This window comes from Moraxella sp. (genome assembly GCF_024227015.1).
GTDB lineage: Bacteria > Pseudomonadota > Gammaproteobacteria > Pseudomonadales > Moraxellaceae > Moraxella.
This window is the reverse complement of the sequence record NZ_JAAELD010000409.1, coordinates 1-16344: the sequence shown is the minus strand read 5'-3', so window position 1 is coordinate 16344 and position 16344 is coordinate 1. Positions and strand designations below refer to the sequence as shown.

Annotated in this window: 18 protein-coding genes and 1 pseudogene; 9 read left to right on the top strand and 10 right to left on the bottom strand. The window is 46.6% G+C overall.

The features are described from left to right. The 7 genes from GY683_RS09615 to ubiM all read left to right on the top strand — a co-directional run. Positions 1–108 (top strand): adenylosuccinate synthetase (locus tag GY683_RS09615; protein WP_367274170.1); only part of this gene is annotated, 108 nt, incomplete at its 5' end. A 73-nt stretch (positions 109–181) separates the two neighbouring features. Further along, on the top strand, positions 182–1057 hold the full coding sequence (gene lgt / locus GY683_RS09590) for a prolipoprotein diacylglyceryl transferase (RefSeq protein WP_297288511.1): 876 nt from the start codon (positions 182–184) through the stop codon (positions 1055–1057). 9 nt (positions 1058–1066) lie between these two features. After that, complete coding sequence (thyA, locus tag GY683_RS09585; protein WP_297288510.1) at positions 1067–1909, top strand: thymidylate synthase; 843 nt, start codon at positions 1067–1069, stop codon at positions 1907–1909. 1 nt (position 1910) lies between these two features. After that, positions 1911–2423, top strand: a complete 513-nt coding sequence (locus tag GY683_RS09580) for a dihydrofolate reductase (protein ID WP_297288509.1) — start codon at positions 1911–1913, stop codon at positions 2421–2423. A gap of 105 nt (positions 2424–2528) precedes the next feature. Then, positions 2529–3569 carry an FAD:protein FMN transferase gene (locus GY683_RS09575; protein ID WP_297288508.1) on the top strand — a complete coding sequence of 347 codons (1041 nt, stop codon included), beginning with the start codon at positions 2529–2531 and terminating at the stop codon, positions 3567–3569. Positions 3570–3683: 114 nt separating this feature from the next. Further along, entirely contained in the window at positions 3684–4118 is a 435-nt protein-coding gene (locus GY683_RS09570; protein ID WP_297288507.1) for a hypothetical protein, read from the top strand. Positions 4119–4146: 28 nt separating this feature from the next. Continuing rightward, entirely contained in the window at positions 4147–5337 is a 1191-nt protein-coding gene (gene ubiM, locus GY683_RS09565; protein ID WP_297288506.1) for a 5-demethoxyubiquinol-8 5-hydroxylase UbiM, read from the top strand. Between the two features lie 27 nt (positions 5338–5364). Here the strand turns inward: ubiM and GY683_RS09560 are convergent, their stop codons facing one another. Beyond that, the gene (locus GY683_RS09560; RefSeq protein WP_297288505.1) at positions 5365–5991 is read right to left on the bottom strand and encodes a YitT family protein; all 627 of its coding nucleotides are present in this window, start codon (positions 5989–5991) and stop codon (positions 5365–5367) included. Positions 5992–6066: 75 nt separating this feature from the next. Continuing rightward, positions 6067–7935 carry an excinuclease ABC subunit UvrC gene (uvrC, locus tag GY683_RS09555; protein WP_297288513.1) on the bottom strand — a complete coding sequence of 623 codons (1869 nt, stop codon included), beginning with the start codon at positions 7933–7935 and terminating at the stop codon, positions 6067–6069. Positions 7936–8068: 133 nt separating this feature from the next. Between uvrC and GY683_RS09550 the strand changes: the two genes are divergently transcribed. After that, the gene (locus GY683_RS09550; RefSeq protein ID WP_367274169.1) at positions 8069–8620 is read left to right on the top strand and encodes a DUF4442 domain-containing protein; all 552 of its coding nucleotides are present in this window, start codon (positions 8069–8071) and stop codon (positions 8618–8620) included. Between the two features lie 74 nt (positions 8621–8694). On the opposite strand, the gene rplS is transcribed toward GY683_RS09550, so the two are convergent. From rplS to rpsP, 4 genes are all read right to left on the bottom strand, one after another. Beyond that, the gene (gene rplS / locus GY683_RS09545) at positions 8695–9063 is read right to left on the bottom strand and encodes a 50S ribosomal protein L19 (protein WP_297288504.1); all 369 of its coding nucleotides are present in this window, start codon (positions 9061–9063) and stop codon (positions 8695–8697) included. Positions 9064–9233: 170 nt separating this feature from the next. After that, entirely contained in the window at positions 9234–9995 is a 762-nt protein-coding gene (gene trmD / locus GY683_RS09540; RefSeq protein WP_297288503.1) for a tRNA (guanosine(37)-N1)-methyltransferase TrmD, read from the bottom strand. A 15-nt stretch (positions 9996–10010) separates the two neighbouring features. Beyond that, positions 10011–10574: a ribosome maturation factor RimM gene (gene rimM, locus GY683_RS09535; RefSeq protein WP_297288502.1), complete on the bottom strand. Its 564-nt coding sequence runs from the start codon at positions 10572–10574 to the stop codon at positions 10011–10013. A gap of 117 nt (positions 10575–10691) precedes the next feature. Then, a complete protein-coding gene (rpsP, locus tag GY683_RS09530; protein WP_297288501.1) occupies positions 10692–10937 on the bottom strand; it encodes a 30S ribosomal protein S16 in 246 nt (81 codons plus the stop codon). A gap of 257 nt (positions 10938–11194) precedes the next feature. On the opposite strand from rpsP, the gene GY683_RS09525 reads away from it, so the two are divergent. Next, positions 11195–12601: an ATP-binding protein gene (locus GY683_RS09525; RefSeq protein ID WP_297288500.1), complete on the top strand. Its 1407-nt coding sequence runs from the start codon at positions 11195–11197 to the stop codon at positions 12599–12601. An 86-nt stretch (positions 12602–12687) separates the two neighbouring features. On the opposite strand, the gene GY683_RS09520 is transcribed toward GY683_RS09525, so the two are convergent. The 4 genes and pseudogenes from GY683_RS09520 to GY683_RS09505 form a co-directional block, all read right to left on the bottom strand. Further along, positions 12688–14373 (bottom strand): ATP-binding protein, encoded by a 1686-nt coding sequence (locus GY683_RS09520; RefSeq protein ID WP_297288499.1) that lies wholly within the window; start codon positions 14371–14373, stop codon positions 12688–12690. Between the two features lie 69 nt (positions 14374–14442). Next, a complete protein-coding gene (locus GY683_RS09515) occupies positions 14443–15171 on the bottom strand; it encodes a response regulator (RefSeq protein WP_046697818.1) in 729 nt (242 codons plus the stop codon). Positions 15172–15220: 49 nt separating this feature from the next. Further along, positions 15221–15637: a F0F1 ATP synthase subunit epsilon gene (locus GY683_RS09510; RefSeq protein WP_297288498.1), complete on the bottom strand. Its 417-nt coding sequence runs from the start codon at positions 15635–15637 to the stop codon at positions 15221–15223. Positions 15638–15749: 112 nt separating this feature from the next. Beyond that, a pseudogene (locus GY683_RS09505) lies at positions 15750–16344 on the bottom strand (F0F1 ATP synthase subunit beta); the annotation flags it as partial.

The window sequence follows — 16344 nt, the reverse complement described above, 5'->3', positions numbered from 1 at the left end:
CTTCCCCTCAATGCCCGGCATTATATCGAATTCGTCGAAGGTTTTACCGATGTTCCCATCGCCTATATTTCCACCGGTGGCCGGCGGGAGCAAACACTACGAAAATAAAATAAAAGATATTTGACAGAATTAAAAATTTCGCTATAATGAGCGGTTAATCATTTTAAAAATTCGGACAATCATGGCAATTATCCACCCCCAATTTAACCCTGTCGCCCTAGATCTAGGCTTTATTGAGCTGCATTGGTATGGGCTTATGTATTTGCTTGCGTTCTTATTCGCGTATGGTTTGGCAAGCTATCGCGCCAAAAAACGCGGCGACTTCACCCAAGAGATGGTCTCAGATTTGGTATTTTATGGGGCATTGGGTGTGATTTTGGGCGGTCGTATCGGCTATGTGATTTTATATAATTTTGGCGAATTTTTATCCAATCCTGCTTACCTGCTGCGCGTGTGGGAAGGCGGCATGAGCTTTCATGGTGGCTTTGTGGGTGTGCTTTTTGCCATGTATTTTTTTGGACGCAAATACAAGAAACACGCCTTTACCGTGCTGGATTTTATCGCGCCTGCCGTACCAACGGGGCTTTTGTTTGGGCGACTGGGCAACTTCATTAATGGCGAGCTGTGGGGGCGCGTATCGCACGGCGATTATGGTCATCTGATGTATTTTCCCCAAGCGGTTAACGCTGACCATGAGCTGATCAATGCTGACCCAAACCTGCACAATATCGCGATGCAGATGGGTGATTATTTCCTGCTGCCGCGCCACCCAAGCCAGCTATATCAAGCGCTGACCGAAGGTGTGTTACTGTTTATACTGTTATGGTGGTTTAGCGCCAAGCCACGTCCGCGCTATGCCGTATCCGCACTATTCTTATTGGGTTATGGGTGTAGCCGTTTTATTACCGAATTTTTCCGTCAGCCAGATGTTGGCTATGAGCTGATCTTTGGGTGGATGAGCAAAGGACAGCTATACAGCTTGCCGATGATTATTGCCGGCTTGATTTTGATGACGCTCGCCTACAAAAAGAACATCTACGATTGGCAAAAAGCCTAAGGTACAGACATGAAACAATATCTAGAATTATTAGAACACATCCTAGACAAAGGGCAAGACAAATCTGACCGCACCGGCACAGGCACCCGCTCGGTATTTGGTTATCAGATGCGATTTGATTTGGCGGATGGCTTTCCCCTGCTCACCACCAAAAAAGTGCACATGAAATCCATCACGCACGAACTGCTATGGTTCATCAAGGGCGACACTCACGTCAAATACCTTCAAGACAATAAGGTAACCATTTGGGATGAGTGGGCGACCGCAGAGCAGACGGCAAGATTCGGCCGTCAAGAAGGTGATTTGGGTCCCGTTTATGGTCATCAGTGGCGTAACTTTGGGGCAACCAAAAACGAAGATGGCTCATATCAAGCGGACGGTTTTGACCAGATCAAATGGCTTATTAACGAAATCAAAACCAACCCCGATTCTCGTCGTCTCATCATCTCAGGCTGGAATCCCAATGAAGCCAGCCAAGTCGCCCTGCCGCCCTGCCATACGCTGTTTCAGTTCTATGTCGTGAATGGCAAACTGTCCTGCCAGCTGTATCAACGTAGTGCGGATGTATTTCTAGGTGTGCCGTTTAACATTGCAAGCTATGCCCTCTTTACCCACATGATCGCTCAAATGTGCGGACTGGACGTGGGCGAGTTTGTGTGGACCGGTGGTGATACGCATTTATATCACAACCATTTTGAACAAGCCAAACTGCAATTAACCCGTGAGCCGTTGCCACTTTGTCAGCTTAAATTGAATCCTGAGATTAAGGACATCTTCGCCTTTGGCTTTGATGATATCAGCATCGAAAACTACCAATCACATGAGCGGATCAAGGCGGACGTGGCGGTGTAATATGAATAACATCAAGATCGTCCATGTGGTCGCCAAAGACCGCCAAAACTGTATCGGCAAAGATAACGACCTAGCTTGGCACATCCCTGCCGATTTAAAGCATTTTAAAGAAATTACCACAGGGGGAGTGATTGTCATGGGACGAAAAACCTTTGAGTCGCTCGGTCGCCCCCTACCCAATCGCACGCACCACGTCATCACAAAAGATACGACATGGACGGCGGACGGTGTGGCGGTCGCTCATGACTTGCCAACCGCTATCAGTAATGCTAAGAAGGACGCGGTGCGACTGGGCAAAGATAGGATTTTTATCATTGGTGGGGGAGAGATTTACCGCCAAAGCCTGCCCATGGCGGATATCTTAGAAATCACGGAAGTCAATCTGAATGTACAAGGCGACACGTATTATCCTGCCATCGGTGATGAATTCAAAGAGGTCTGGCGTTCAGAGCAACAAACCGATGACAAAAGCGACATTGCTTTTGAATTTACCACTTGGCAGCGTCAATCTTAATCCATCGATCTCTTTATCAACAAACCGCTCTTTGGCGGTTTTGTTTTATCTATTCATCAAAAAATGCTAAAATAACCGACAGTTTGTTTATCATTTAGGAATGACATGCGCCATTTGCCACTTTTGCTCGCTGTACCTGCCATTTGTTTGACTGCTTGTTCGCCAAAGAGCGATTACCAAAGCATCGAAGGCAAAACGATGGGGACAACTTATCACATCACCTTCAAAAACAACAACCAAAACAGCGCTGATATTCAAGCTGCCATTGATGCACGCCTTGCAGAAGTAAACCAAAGCATGTCCACCTACATCGAGGACAGCGCAATCTCAAAGTTCAACCGTCTGCCGAGCAATCAGCCCATGTCACTGGATAAGGATTTCTTGCAAGTGCTTGGCGACAGCCGCGTCATTTATCGGGCGAGTGGTGGCAGCTTTGATCCGACAGTTTATCCTTTGGTGGAGCTGTGGGGCTTTGGTTCGAAGATGAGCGTTGAGCGACTTCAATCACCGCCCAAAGACGATGAAGTAAACGCCATCAAAGACAAAATCGGTCTCGATAAAGTCGTTCTAACCAATGACAGCATCCATAAGACGCATGATGGCGTGGGTCTAGACTTCTCAGCGATCGCCAAAGGCTATGGCGTGGACACCATCGCCCGCGTCCTTGCCGATGATTATCAGATTACAGATTACATGGTGGAGATCGGCGGTGAAGTCGCTACCAAAGGCGTGAATGCCAAAGGCAGTACATGGACGCTTGCCATCGATGCGCCCGTGATTGACAGCTCTGTCGCCAGTCGAGAGACCATCACTACCATCACCCAAAAATCAGGGCAGCCACTGCACATGGCAACTTCTGGCGGCTATCGCAATTCGGTGGAATTTAACGGCGTGCGCTATAGCCACACCATCAACCCGACCACCGCCAAGCCTGTGGCAGGCTCAGCACCTAGCGTCACCGTTCTGCATGACAGCACCGCACTGGCAGACGGCTGGGCGACAGCACTGACCGCTGTACCGTATGACGATGCGCTACAGATGGCAAACGACCATCACATCAAAGCATTATTCATCATCGAGAACGTAGACGGCAAAGGCTTTAAATTGGTCAAATCAGACGCGCTCACGGAGTTCGATGCCAAATAAACAAACCAGAAGCACAGCACTACTTCTTTTTGGTACTTTATTTGACGTGGTTTTTGTTTTACAATGCTTATGAGCAATTATTTTAACAATCAGATTTAAAAATAAGGATGACACATGGCGACTTTCTCACCAACCCTACAATTCTCCAAACGCTGGCTTGCCACCCCAAATGCTGTCAAGCAAGCCTTCCACCAAGAACTAGACGACATCATTCACATGCTCGGTAGTGACATCGCAGCCAAGGATTATCAGTTCACGAATAACGATTTTGGTGGCGCGGTATCTGAATTACTAAGCACACACCAAGGCGAATCGAAGGAGCCTGTTAGATTGGTACATAGCATCGACACCACGCCACTCATCCAAGAGACTCACGGCGAATTTAGCCCAGAAGAATTGTCTGATGTTGAAGCGCGCATCAGTGCAAAATTATCAGCGCAGTTAGATGATTTCTTGGGCGAGCACATGGCGCGCCTGTCTGATGATCTAAAAGCATGGGTAAGCACCGCAGTCAAAAACGAACTGGCAGATTATAAATCAAATCAATAAACCAAAACAATAACACAAAGAGATCATCATGAGCCGTCATAGCGACATCATTGTCATCGGTGCAGGTCCGGCAGGGCTTGCATTTGCCAGATATTTTAAAGACACCGACTTAAACATCACCCTCATCGAAAAGGCAAGCCTAGACAGCATCGCAAATCCTGCCTATGATGGGCGCGAGATCGCTTTGACACACCGCTCAAAAGAAATCTTACAAAACCTAGGCGCATGGCAACGTTTCAATACCGATGACATCTATCCACTAAGAGATGCCAAGGTCTATAGCGGCACTTCTGATTATGCTTTACACTTTAAAGTGCCAACTGACCTAAAAATACTCAGCTCATTGGACAGATTGGGTAATCTCATCTCAAACCACAACATCAGACAGGCACTGTACGATGAAGTTAAAGATCTACCCAATGTCACATTATTGACAGACAGCGCCATCACATCCGTCGAGACAAACCCTCAGCACGCCATGGTTACATTAGATGATGACACAACCCTAACCGCCAACCTACTCATCGGTGCAGACAGCCGCCTGTCATTCGTACGTCGCACACTTGGCATCGGGGCAGAGATGAACGATTTTGGGCGTACGGTGATTGTCTTTAGGGTCAGCCATCCTTTATCCAATGGCGCCACCGCCCAAGAGTGTTTCTTCTATGGGCGCACCCTTGCCCTGTTGCCACTGCATGATAACCTAACCAACTGCGTCATCACACTGGATAACACGCAGGCCGCTGAGCTACTCGCCATGACTGCTGACGAGCTTGCCAAAGAAGCACAGCGAATGATGGGCGACAAGCTGGGTGAATGCACAATCGCAGGCACGGTTCATCATTACCCGCTCATGGGTGTTCATGCCAAGACTTTCATCGCAGAGCGCGCCGCACTGATTGGCGATGCCGCTGTTGGCATGCACCCTGTCACCGCACACGGCTATAACCTCGGTCTGATCAGCGTTGATATTCTGGGCGATCTCGTCATGGATGCTCACCGCAAGAATAGCGACATCGGCAGCGCCAAGCTGCTACACACCTATAACCTTCGCCATCAGCGCCACACCAGACCGCTCTATCATGGCACGAATGCGATGGTGTCGATGTTCACCAATGACTCAAGACCTGTGCGCATGCTGCGTGATGTCGCACTGCGTGCCAGTAATAATTTCCCGCCGATTAAGCGCTGGATTGCTGGACAATTAACCGGCAAATAAATCAAAACGCACCCATGGGTGCGTTTTTTAGCTGCCGACATATCTGTCTTTACGAAAATTCATCGTCAATATCGCATTTAAAATCAACATACCCATGATCGATAAGATGAAAGTCTGTAGATTTAGATAAAATAATGACAACAATAACACCGCGCCATCCATCACCATTAAGGCCTTACCAGCTGGAATGTTGTGACGGTCTTGAATGTCTAGCGCAAGCAAATTAAAGCCGCCAAGCGTCGTACGATGGCGAAATAATATCAAAAGCCCAATCCCGATCAGAATATTAGCCAAGATCACGACGTATGCAGGGCTTGGCTGCGCGACATCTACAAAATAAGGATGAATCTCGGTCATCGCAGACAGCAGCGCAACAGCCACCACCGTGCGCACGATCATCTTACTGCCAAGCCTGCGATAACCCAAATAATAAAACGGCAAATTCACCACGAAAAACCACACACCAAAGGCAACGCCTGTCGTATGATACAGCATCATGGATAGCCCAACCGTGCCGCCTAGAGCGATGGCGCTTTGCTTTAAAAGCATGACGCCAAAGCCCACAACAAACGTCCCGATCAGCACTGCAAGAAAATCTTCAAAAGGCGTATGCTGAATGCCTCTTGGCTTTGTGTGGAGTAACTTTATCGACATGATACATTAATGAAAAAATAAAATTATAACATGAGGACTCATAGGATAGTAAAGGCTATGCTGTCTTCACAAATATCAATCATGCAGCGCCTTATAAATCGTGCCCGCCAAAACTCTACCAATGCCTTTAACACTGGCGATCTCAAGCTCAGATGCACTGATGAGCTGCTGGATGCCGCCAAAGTGATTAAGCAGCTCGCGCCGTCTTTTCTCACCCAAGCCTGGGATGACCTCTAGCACTGATGACCCGCGAGCTTTGTCGCGTTTTTTGCGGTGATTGGCGATGGCAAAACGGTGCGCCTCATCTCGAATATGCATGATCAGATGCAGCGCCTTAGAATCCATGGGCAGATCGATCGGATCATGGTCGATGAAGTGCAGCACCTCAAGCCCCGCCTTACGCCCTTCGCCTTTTGCTACGCTGACCAGTAGCGTATCATCTAACTTACCCAATTCGCTCAGCACTTCTTTGGCGATGTTTAATTGCCCTTTACCACCATCGATTAACAATAAATCAGGCAATTCATGCTTGGTGTATCGGCGCATGAGTACCTGACGCATCGCCGCATAGTCATCGCCGCCCGTGATGTCGTGGATGGCATATTGACGATAGTCACGCTTGCGAGAGCCGCCAGAGTCGAACACCACGCAAGACCCCACAGCCGCCTCGCCCATCGTATGGCTAATATCAAAGCACTCTATGCGATCAATGGCTCGTGGCGATACCGTCTCAAGCACCGACTTTAAGGCATTAAAGCGCGCTTTTAGTTCATAATAATCCGTCATCTTAGCCTTTAGGGCGTTATCAGCATTTAACACTGCCAGACTTAGCCATTCGCTGCGATGCTTTTGCACTCGGTGTTTGATTTGTGTTTTTTTGCCAAATTGCTCACTTAATAGCTCTGCGATGGTATCAGCATCAGGCAGATGCTCGCTAACAATGATCTCAGCAGGCAGATCATCACTCACCTGAAAATAAAACGACAAAATAAACTCCGCCAGACGCTCAACATTATTCTGCTCGGCAAGTACGATCTCATCAGGAAAATAATTCTTACCGCCCAGCACCTTGCCGCCGCGAACGGTCAGCACATGAATGCTCGTCACGCCCGCTTTATGATCAACAGCAAAGACATCCGCCTCCCCCTCTAGGCGAAACACTGCTTGGCGCGCTTGCATCTCACTGACCATGGTGATTCGATCACGATAAAATGCCGCCTGCTCAAAGTTTAATTCTTCTGCCGCCTTCTCCATCTTGCTGACCAGCATTTCTTGGACCTGAGCATTCTCCCCACTTAGGAACAATAGCGCGCTATTAACATCATCCAAATACTCTTCGCGGCTAATCATGCCCACGCAAGGCGCCTTACATCGCTTGATCTGATATTCAAGACAAGGTCGTTTTCGCGCATTAAAATAACTTTTGGTGCAGTTTCTAATCATAAAAAGCTTCTGCATGAGCAACAATGCCTCTTTTGCACCTGTCGCAGATGGATACGGTCCAAAGAATCTTCCTTCGACGTGGTTCCCTTTGCCTCGCCCAAAGCCCAATCTTGGAAATTTATCGGTTGACATAAATACATACAAATAGGACTTGTCATCGCGCAGAATAATGTTATACGGCGGTTTGTGCGCCTTGATGAGGTTTTGCTCTAATAAGAGCGCCTCTGTCTCACCGCGCACGATGATGATCTCGATGTCATAGATACGCTGCACGAGTGCTCGCGTCTTAGGGTGCTCAACGGTCTTGGCAAAGTAGCTAGTGACGCGGTTTTTTAGGGATTTGGCTTTACCAACGTACAGAATCTCGCCTGACTTGCCAAGCATCTTATACACCCCAGGTAGATTCGGCAGGGATTTTAATAGATGGGCGATGTGGGATTTTCTGTCTTTTTCGGTGGATTGACCTTGATCAAGATTGGGGGAATTTGGCGTATCATTCATGTCTGTTAAATTTATCGTCATTTAGCATTGATAATAAGGCAAATTTTAGCATTTGCAAGATTTTCGCCCACATTTATCCTTTATCAAATGATAAATCTATGGCAAAATATTCATTTTATGTCTAGAGAACGTCATGACCATTCAAAGCGCCAAAGATCGCCTTGACAAGCTCATCAAAAAAGGTCGCAAAATCGCCTATCCTCAGCTCATGCCACATCTACTAAAGGCAAGGCTCGCCACCTACGCGCCGCTCGTGGGTGCAGGCATTCGCGTAGAGGTGATGGACCTTGATAACAGTCTGTGCGTCGTTAGCATGCCGCTGACCAAGCTCAACCAGAACATCGTCGGTACGCAGTTCGGTGGCAGTCTATTCATGATGACCGACCCGTTTTTTATGATGATGCTCATGGCACGACTTGGTAAAGACTATGTCGTCTGGGACAAAAAATCCACCATCGACTTCATCAAAGCCGCCGACAGTAAAGTCACCGCGCGCATGAAGATTGACACCGAAGAGATCAATAACATCATCGCCCTAGCTAAGCCTGGTGAGCCCGTATTCCGCGACTATCAAGTAGACATCACCGATGAGCATGGCAAAATCATCGCCAAAGTTGATAAGACCTTATACATCCGCCTGCGAAGCCATAGCAAATCCCATGCACAAACCGCACGCTTTGAGTAATTTTGAGCAATTAAAGCGCATAAAATAAAAAACCCTGTCTAATGACAGGGTTTTTTGAGATAAGAAAAGGAGGATTAAGCTTCTTTTCTTGCACCCAATTTTTCTTTGATACGTGCAGATTTACCAGAACGATCACGTAGGTAGTAAAGCTTGGCACGACGTACGTCACCACGACGCTTAACGCTGATGCTGTCGATTAGTGGTGAATGTAGTTGGAATGCACGCTCTACGCCGATACCGCTTGAGATTTTACGCACGGTGAAAGAAGAGTTCAAGCCACGGTTACGCTTAGCGATAACCACGCCTTCGAATGCCTGTAGACGCTCACGGTCGCCTTCACGAACTTTTACTTGTACCACAACAGTGTCGCCTGGTGCAAAAGCTGGGTGCTCTTTAAGTTGTGAATTTTCGATGTGTTGAACTAGGGGATGTTTGTTGCTCATGGCAATCTCCAATCTAACGACATAGGCTAATACCTCTTGTATGCGTGGTTAAGAGGTCGCATATCGTAACATGATCAGCAGTGAGTCACTGCAAGCCCAAACCACATGGGCAAAAACTTGACTATTTTACTAGATATTCTAAATCTTTACAATAAGCAAAGTAGATTTTATCACTCATCATCCAATGATTTTAGCCATTTGGCTTGTTCTTTGGTCGAGGTGAATTTCTCCCATAGGTCGGGGCGGCGCGCTTTGGTGCGTTTTACTTGTTGGATGAATCGCCATTTTGCGATATTGGCATGATGACCTGACAGCAGCACATCTGGCACTGCCTTACCGTGAAATTCGATCGGCTTGGTATAATGCGGACAGTCGAGCAGCCCATCCACGAAGCTGTCCTCAACCGCTGACTTATCGTCACCCATCACGGCAGGAATGCGGCGAATGACGCTATCCATCAGCACCATCGCAGGCAGCTCCCCGCCTGTTAATACATAATCACCAATCGACACCTCAGCATCGACATAGCATTCCAGCAGACGCTCATCAATACCCTCATAACGACCACACAGTAGAATCATGCCATCATAATTAGCAAACTCCACCACACTTGGCTCATCCAAGGTCTTACCCTGCGGCGACATATAGACAACAGGACAGATTGGATTATCAATGCCTTTATCCTTGAAATGGTTCTCGGCCTGCTCTTTGGCATATAAAATCGCACGCTCCAATGGCTCTGCCATCATGACCATGCCCGGACCACCACCGAAGGTGCGCTCATCGATGCGCTTATAATTATCCGTGGTAAAATCCCGCGGGTTAATCACATGAATGACAGCTTGCTGACGTGTCACCGCACGCCCTGTGATGCCAAAATCACGCACCGCGCCGAACATCTCTGGCATGATACTAATCACCGCAAAAAACATACCAAACCCGATCCACTAGTAGTCTGCACCCCATGCCACGAGCATGGTTTGCTTATCTAGATCTACAGCAAGCACAATCTCTTTATGCCAAGGAATCAGTCTATCCTCAGCATCGATGCTGTCTTTGGTCGCCTTGACAGAGATGATCTCATGCGCGCCTGTCTCGAACATCTCTTTAATGATGCCAAGATTCTCGCCTTCTTCGTTAATCACAGTAAGACCAATCAAATCAGCCCAATAATACTCATCTTCATCAAGACTAGGAAGATTATCTCGATGCACCCAAACCGTTGTGCCATTCATGGTCTCAGCGAAATTGCGATCAGGAACCTCAGCAAAACTCGCCACCAAGCCCGCGCCCTGCTCTCGCCAATTCGTCACCGTCAGCGGCTTAAATCCCGTCGCTGTCTTCATCCACCAAGGCTTCATGGTAAAAACATCAGCGCGATTGTCCGTCTCGCTAAATACCCAAAGCCAGCCTTTGATACCGTAAGGCTTCTTCAAGGTGGCGATCTTGATTAATTCATCAGCATTGGGCGTTTGTACATCGCGGCGTAAATTTGGCTTCGTGGTGATCATATCTTCATCATCTAAAAAACGGATAAAATAAAAATCGGCTTGCGAAGAAGTTCTACGAACAACACAAACCGATTTTTTGTTTTAACTTTTGGTGCGTATCAAAGCCACCAATAAGTATTAAGCAGCTTGCTTAGCTTTTACTAGCTGAGCTACACGATCAGAAGGCTGTGCGCCTTTAGCGATCCATGCATTGTAAGTATCTAGGTCAATGCGGAAAGTCTCTTCTTGACCACGTGCTAGTGGGTTGAAGAAACCGATTTTTTCGATGTGGCGACCGTCGCGTGCATCACGCTTGTCAGCAACAACTACTTGATAGAAAGGACGTTTTTTTGCGCCGCCACGGGCTAGACGAATAACAACCATGATAACTCTCTTTAAAAATTAAGTAAAAAAGTTTGTTGCAAGAATTAGGTTAATAATCCTGTCGTCCGAGTTGAGGATGAGCCGATGACAAAACAGAACCATTAAAAAGACTTCAATTATACCAAAAATTGCGTGCCTTTCAAAGTAAAATCTAAAAAATATCTTATTTTTGGCAAATTTTTATCAACATTTCGAAAAGTCACGAAGCTGTGATACAATTTTCTACATCACAACTTCAATGAACGTCAGAGCAGCCCATGAGTCATCGCCTAAGCCATTTTTTTGCCCATTTGCGCCATCGCCTATATTCTAACACTTGGCAGACGATTTTGGTGGTGATTTTTATCGTATTTGCCAGTGTTTGGCTTTCAGTGTGGCTGTTTTGGCGAAGCCTGTACCTACCCGAATTAAAGAACCACGCAAGCTATCTGGCCAGTGAAATCAGGCTCATGGACAGTGCCAGCACCACTTGGCAGGACGATCCTAAGATGATGGCGTGGCTGATTGATAACAGTCATGTTGAGATCATCGATGACCCCAAGCAATTCCCCGATGTGACCGATAAATTCTTCGTAAGTGACCTGACTGATGTATTGGCAAGCGAGGTCGGGCGTGAGCTTGGGCGTGACGTTAAGGTATTTTTTAAATTCAAACCAGAGCCCAAATTATGGGTGCAAGACAGCAAATATCCCAACAGATGGCTGCGTGAGCCTGTGACTTACTATTCTCAGTACAGCACGGGCGTGTTGGCAGGTTTCGCCTTTGGATTGCCGTTCATCACTTTGTTGACCATCTGGATGCTGGTGCGCGGACTAAATCGCCCTCTCAAGAAACTAGAGCGTGCCGCCACAGACTATATACAGCAAGGACATGCCACCACGCTCGCCACCAACAAGGGTCCGCGAGAGATTCGCCAAGTCAATACCGCTTTTAATCGCTTATTCACCACCCTAAATCAAGCCCAAAAAGAACGAACCATCATGCTAGCAGGCATCAGTCACGACCTGCGCACGCCCTTGACTAGAATGCGTCTGACGGCAGAGATGCTGCCCGATGAGTTTTTCCGTGAAGGCTTGGTTTATGATATTGAGGACATGGATGCCATCTTGGAGCAGTTCATCTCATTCATGAAAGACGGCTCAGATGAACCTGTGCGCCTGACGAATTTAGACACAATTTTTAAGGAAATCATGGTACAGTTTACCGATACGCGCTTTATCTATGAAAGCGATGTCAGCCACGATGTGCCCGTTCGTCCGCTGTCAATTAAACGCCTCATCATCAACCTGGTGAATAACGCGATTCGCTATGGCCGTGAACCGATCCACATTGGCGCATCAATCCTGCCGCCCGCGACTGATGAGGATGCTGGACTGGAACTCACCGACCCGCATGCCAAATTCCCCAAACTCATCATTCATGTCAAAGATGAGGGTGAAGGTGTGGCCGATGATCAGCTAGAGCGTATCATGCAGCCATTTGAGCGCGGAGAGACGGCGCGTACTACTCAAGGTAGCGGATTGGGTCTTGCAATCGTCAATCGAATCGCCCGTTTACACCAAGGCGAGGTTGAGGCGATGAATCACCCCGAGGGCGGGCTATATGTCTGCGTCAAAATCCCACTCATCACCCAAGTCGTTACCAATGACGATACTGAAGAATAGCCAATAAAGGGATAATAATAAAACCACCTAAAATCACTTAGGTGGTTTTATATTCCTAGCTCAATTGATCAGACAGTCAAAAAAACTTAATCACCGATCAACACTTTATCACTTTTGGCTTGAGTCAACTCATCAGCAACGATATATACGCCCGTTTGCTTAGCTGGCCAATCCATGATAAATCTTGCACCCTTTAGGTCAGGACTTTCATCAACTTTTAGATTGGCATTGAACCAAAAGGCAATTCTCGAGACGATGGATAGCCCAAGACCATAACCACCTGACGCACGCGTACGACTGTCATCAAGACGCGTAAATGGCACAAAGACCTTTTCACGATCTTCTTCCTTGATGCCCTGTCCATCGTCTTCAACACTAACAAAGGCACGTCCTTTCAGAACGCCTGTGCCAATGATAATGCTACTCTCAGCGTATCGCATGGCATTGCCTGCTAAGTTCTGCACTACACGGTGCAGATAACGTCTGTCCGCCATCGCTTGCGCCCTAGGTGAAGTGATGTTCACCGTAACCTTAATGTCCTTACCAAGCGCATTCGTCTCACGCTCAACCTGCTTCACTAGATCACCCAAATCTACCAATTCCCACTCAAGCTTTGGCGAGCCTTCTTCCAACTTAGCATAGGTCAAGATCTCATCGATCAGCTCATTTAAAGACTCAATGTCTTCATCGATATATTGTTTTTGAAATTGTCTAGACTCATAGTCATCTTCGTCGGCCAGCATATCCACCGCAAAGCGAATACGCGCTACGGGCGTACGAAGTTCATGCGACACCGCACGCGTCAGCTCTCTTTGCGCCTCGATCAAGCGCTTGATGTGCTGCGTCATAGCATTAAAAGTAGATGAAAGACGCGCCACATCATCATGTCCCACGACTTGCACACGAGTATTTAGATCGCCTTTCATGACACGGTTTACGCCTGCTTGTAGCAATTGTAATCTACGCTCAAGTGGGAAGATCAAACCATAAACACCCAAACTAATGAGTAATAAACAAATCAAAATAACGCTGGCTATCAGATTCAGTGGAAACCAATTAAACAAATCAACGGGACCAATGACAATCACCGAAGTATCAACTTCTGACGCAACAACGAAAGAAATTAATGAGTTCTGAATGCCATCACCATCTTTATAAAGAATAACTGGTTCATCACGGCGAATGCGAGCAATTTGACTTGAGTCTAAGCCCACCGAGTCTATGGGTCTAATTTGAATAGGATAAGAAAATTTTTGGCTCAAAAACTGCAAACGCCCTGTCTTAGCCTCAATGGTCGGGTAATAAGACAAATCATCCAACAAGAAAATCGTCAACGCCCGTACCTGGCGCTCACCAACTTGGGATAGTTTAACCGTTAATAGATTATCTTCGCCAGCAATTCGGTGGTAAATAGTCGATTCTTTAGCCGCTGGATCATAACGAAACACGGTTTTTTCTTCGTTAAGACGTCTGATTTCACGACCTTTAAATTCAACCGTGTTCATCGGAACAACTGAGAAACTCTCACCAAACAATCGACTGGCATCTGACAACCAATACTGACGACGACTTGGTTCCTGTTGATGTGCCACACCTTGACTGATGAGATAAAAGGCGCCCGTGGAGACTTTTTCGCGATAGGATTGGATGCGCTCTTGGTTGATGGTATCTACAAGCAAATAGGCGAAAAAAACCACTGCAAGACACACCAATAAAAGCCCTGCATAAATGCGAAAAAAGATACTGCGTTCAGTTAAAGAAATTAGCGCCATAAAAATCAACAATCATCAAAAAATAAAATAAAAGCCAGCATCAGCCAGCTTTTATTTTTGGATATATTATTAGTTGCCTTCTTTGACAAACAAATAACCCTTGCTACGCACGGTTTTGATGCGCTTAGGATTCTCTGGGTCATCACCAATCTTTGGACGAATGCGTGAAATACGAACATCGATCGAACGATCTTGACCATCGTACTCAATACCACGCAGACGTTCAAAAATATCTTCACGAGATAGAATTCGACCTGAATTCGAAGCTAATAGCCAAAGCAGATCATATTCTGCACTAGTAAAATCAACCAATTCATCATTCAAAGTAACAGAACGACCACCATTATCAATCACCAGATCACCAAACTCTAAACGTTGTGGCGAATCTACAGAAGGTGCGGTCTCAGAACGGCGAAGCAATGCACGAATACGCGCTAGCAATACTCTTGGCTGAGCAGGCTTAGCGACATAGTCATCCGCACCCATCTCAAGGCCTAATACCTGATCCATGTCTTCGGTACGAGCCGTTAACATCAAAATTGGATTTTGGTAATTTGGTCGTACTTCACGGCAAACTGTCAAACCATCAGATCCAGGCAACATGACATCTAGCACCACCAAATCTGGCTGCTCGCTGACAATGCGACGAATCGCACGCGTGCCATCAGTCTCAATGGCGACATCCAAGCCATTACGTCTTAGATAATCTTGGGTTAGCATTGCCAATCTTTCATCATCTTCAACGATCAAGATTCTAGGAATGTCTTCTTTTTCAGGTGTTGGTGTATTTGTTGTCATGGTTATCCTTAAGCTAAATCATACGATTGCTTTATAAAATACCAACCGATTAAGCGAGGTTTTTGTATTTTTGGATGGTTTGTAGCTGTGCTACGGACTCAGCCAATGCAGCCAGTGCAGCATTCGTCTGAACGGTGTTGTTTTGATTTGCCAATAGTTGTTCAGCTGCGCGGCGTGCTTCAGCAATTTTTGCTTCATCTAGGTCGTGTGCACGTTCAGCAGAATCTGCCAAAACAGTTACGATGTTTGGTTGCACTTCTAGAACGCCACCAGATACATAGATGATCTCTTCTGAACCTTCAGCATTTTTTAAGCGTAAAGTGCCTGGTCTTAGCAGGGTAATCAAAGGGGTGTGACCCGCAAGAATACCAATCTCACCATCGTGACCAGCTGCCACTAGAACGCTGATGTCGCCAGCATACAACTCTTCTCGAGCACTTACCACTCGGCATTTAAAAGTTGCCATTATACTCTCCTAATGTTAAGTCTAATGATGGCAATTTCAAGATATATAAAAATTGCCACTAATTTAGCTCACCAAACCAAACCCTAAGGTCTGGTTTGGCTTATCATTAAACTTATGCTGCTTGTAGCTTCTCAGCTTTAGCAATCGCTTCATCAATGCCACCAACCATATAGAATGCTTGTTCTGGCAGATGATCGTACTCACCTTCGATGATCGACTTAAAGCCTGCGATGGTGTCACGTAGCGCCACATATTTACCAGGTGCGCCTGTAAATACTTCTGCAACGTGGAAAGGTTGAGACAAGAAACGTTGGATTTTACGTGCACGGTAAACAACCATCTTATCTTCTTCAGACAATTCGTCCATACCCAAGATGGCGATGATGTCTTTTAGTTCTTTATAACGTTGTAGGACTTCTTGCACGCCACGGGCTACAGTGTAGTGCTCTTCGCCAATAACTTGTGGATCAAGCTGACGAGATGTTGAATCTAGTGGGTCAACCGCAGGATAGATACCTTGAGATGCGATGTCACGGCTAAGTACAACTGTTGCGTCCAAGTGAGCAAACGTCGTAGCTGGTGATGGGTCAGTCAAGTCATCCGCAGGTACGTATACAGCTTGTACAGAAGTGATCGAACCTGATTGAGTAGAGGTAATACGCTCTTGTAGGATACCCATCTCTTCTGCTAATGTAGGCTGATAACCT

Bases quoted from the DNA above. Each gene is read 5' to 3' on its own strand.
- GY683_RS09580 (WP_297288509.1), top strand. From the start codon at position 1,911: ATGAATAACATCAAGATCGTCCATGTGGTCGCCAAAGACCGCCAAAAC.
- GY683_RS09525 (WP_297288500.1), top strand. From the start codon at position 11,195: ATGAGTCATCGCCTAAGCCATTTTTTTGCCCATTTGCGCCATCGCCTA.
- GY683_RS09515 (WP_046697818.1), bottom strand. From the start codon at position 15,171: ATGACAACAAATACACCAACACCTGAAAAAGAAGACATTCCTAGAATC.
- GY683_RS09550 (WP_367274169.1), top strand. From the start codon at position 8,069: ATGACCATTCAAAGCGCCAAAGATCGCCTTGACAAGCTCATCAAAAAA.
- GY683_RS09575 (WP_297288508.1), top strand. From the start codon at position 2,529: ATGCGCCATTTGCCACTTTTGCTCGCTGTACCTGCCATTTGTTTGACT.
- rplS (WP_297288504.1), bottom strand. From the start codon at position 9,063: ATGAGCAACAAACATCCCCTAGTTCAACACATCGAAAATTCACAACTT.
- GY683_RS09520 (WP_297288499.1), bottom strand. From the start codon at position 14,373: ATGGCGCTAATTTCTTTAACTGAACGCAGTATCTTTTTTCGCATTTAT.
- lgt (WP_297288511.1), top strand. From the start codon at position 182: ATGGCAATTATCCACCCCCAATTTAACCCTGTCGCCCTAGATCTAGGC.
- thyA (WP_297288510.1), top strand. From the start codon at position 1,067: ATGAAACAATATCTAGAATTATTAGAACACATCCTAGACAAAGGGCAA.
- ubiM (WP_297288506.1), top strand. From the start codon at position 4,147: ATGAGCCGTCATAGCGACATCATTGTCATCGGTGCAGGTCCGGCAGGG.
- GY683_RS09570 (WP_297288507.1), top strand. From the start codon at position 3,684: ATGGCGACTTTCTCACCAACCCTACAATTCTCCAAACGCTGGCTTGCC.
- rimM (WP_297288502.1), bottom strand. From the start codon at position 10,574: ATGATCACCACGAAGCCAAATTTACGCCGCGATGTACAAACGCCCAAT.
- GY683_RS09560 (WP_297288505.1), bottom strand. From the start codon at position 5,991: ATGTCGATAAAGTTACTCCACACAAAGCCAAGAGGCATTCAGCATACG.
- rpsP (WP_297288501.1), bottom strand. From the start codon at position 10,937: ATGGTTGTTATTCGTCTAGCCCGTGGCGGCGCAAAAAAACGTCCTTTC.
- trmD (WP_297288503.1), bottom strand. From the start codon at position 9,995: ATGTTTTTTGCGGTGATTAGTATCATGCCAGAGATGTTCGGCGCGGTG.
- uvrC (WP_297288513.1), bottom strand. From the start codon at position 7,935: ATGAATGATACGCCAAATTCCCCCAATCTTGATCAAGGTCAATCCACC.
- GY683_RS09510 (WP_297288498.1), bottom strand. From the start codon at position 15,637: ATGGCAACTTTTAAATGCCGAGTGGTAAGTGCTCGAGAAGAGTTGTAT.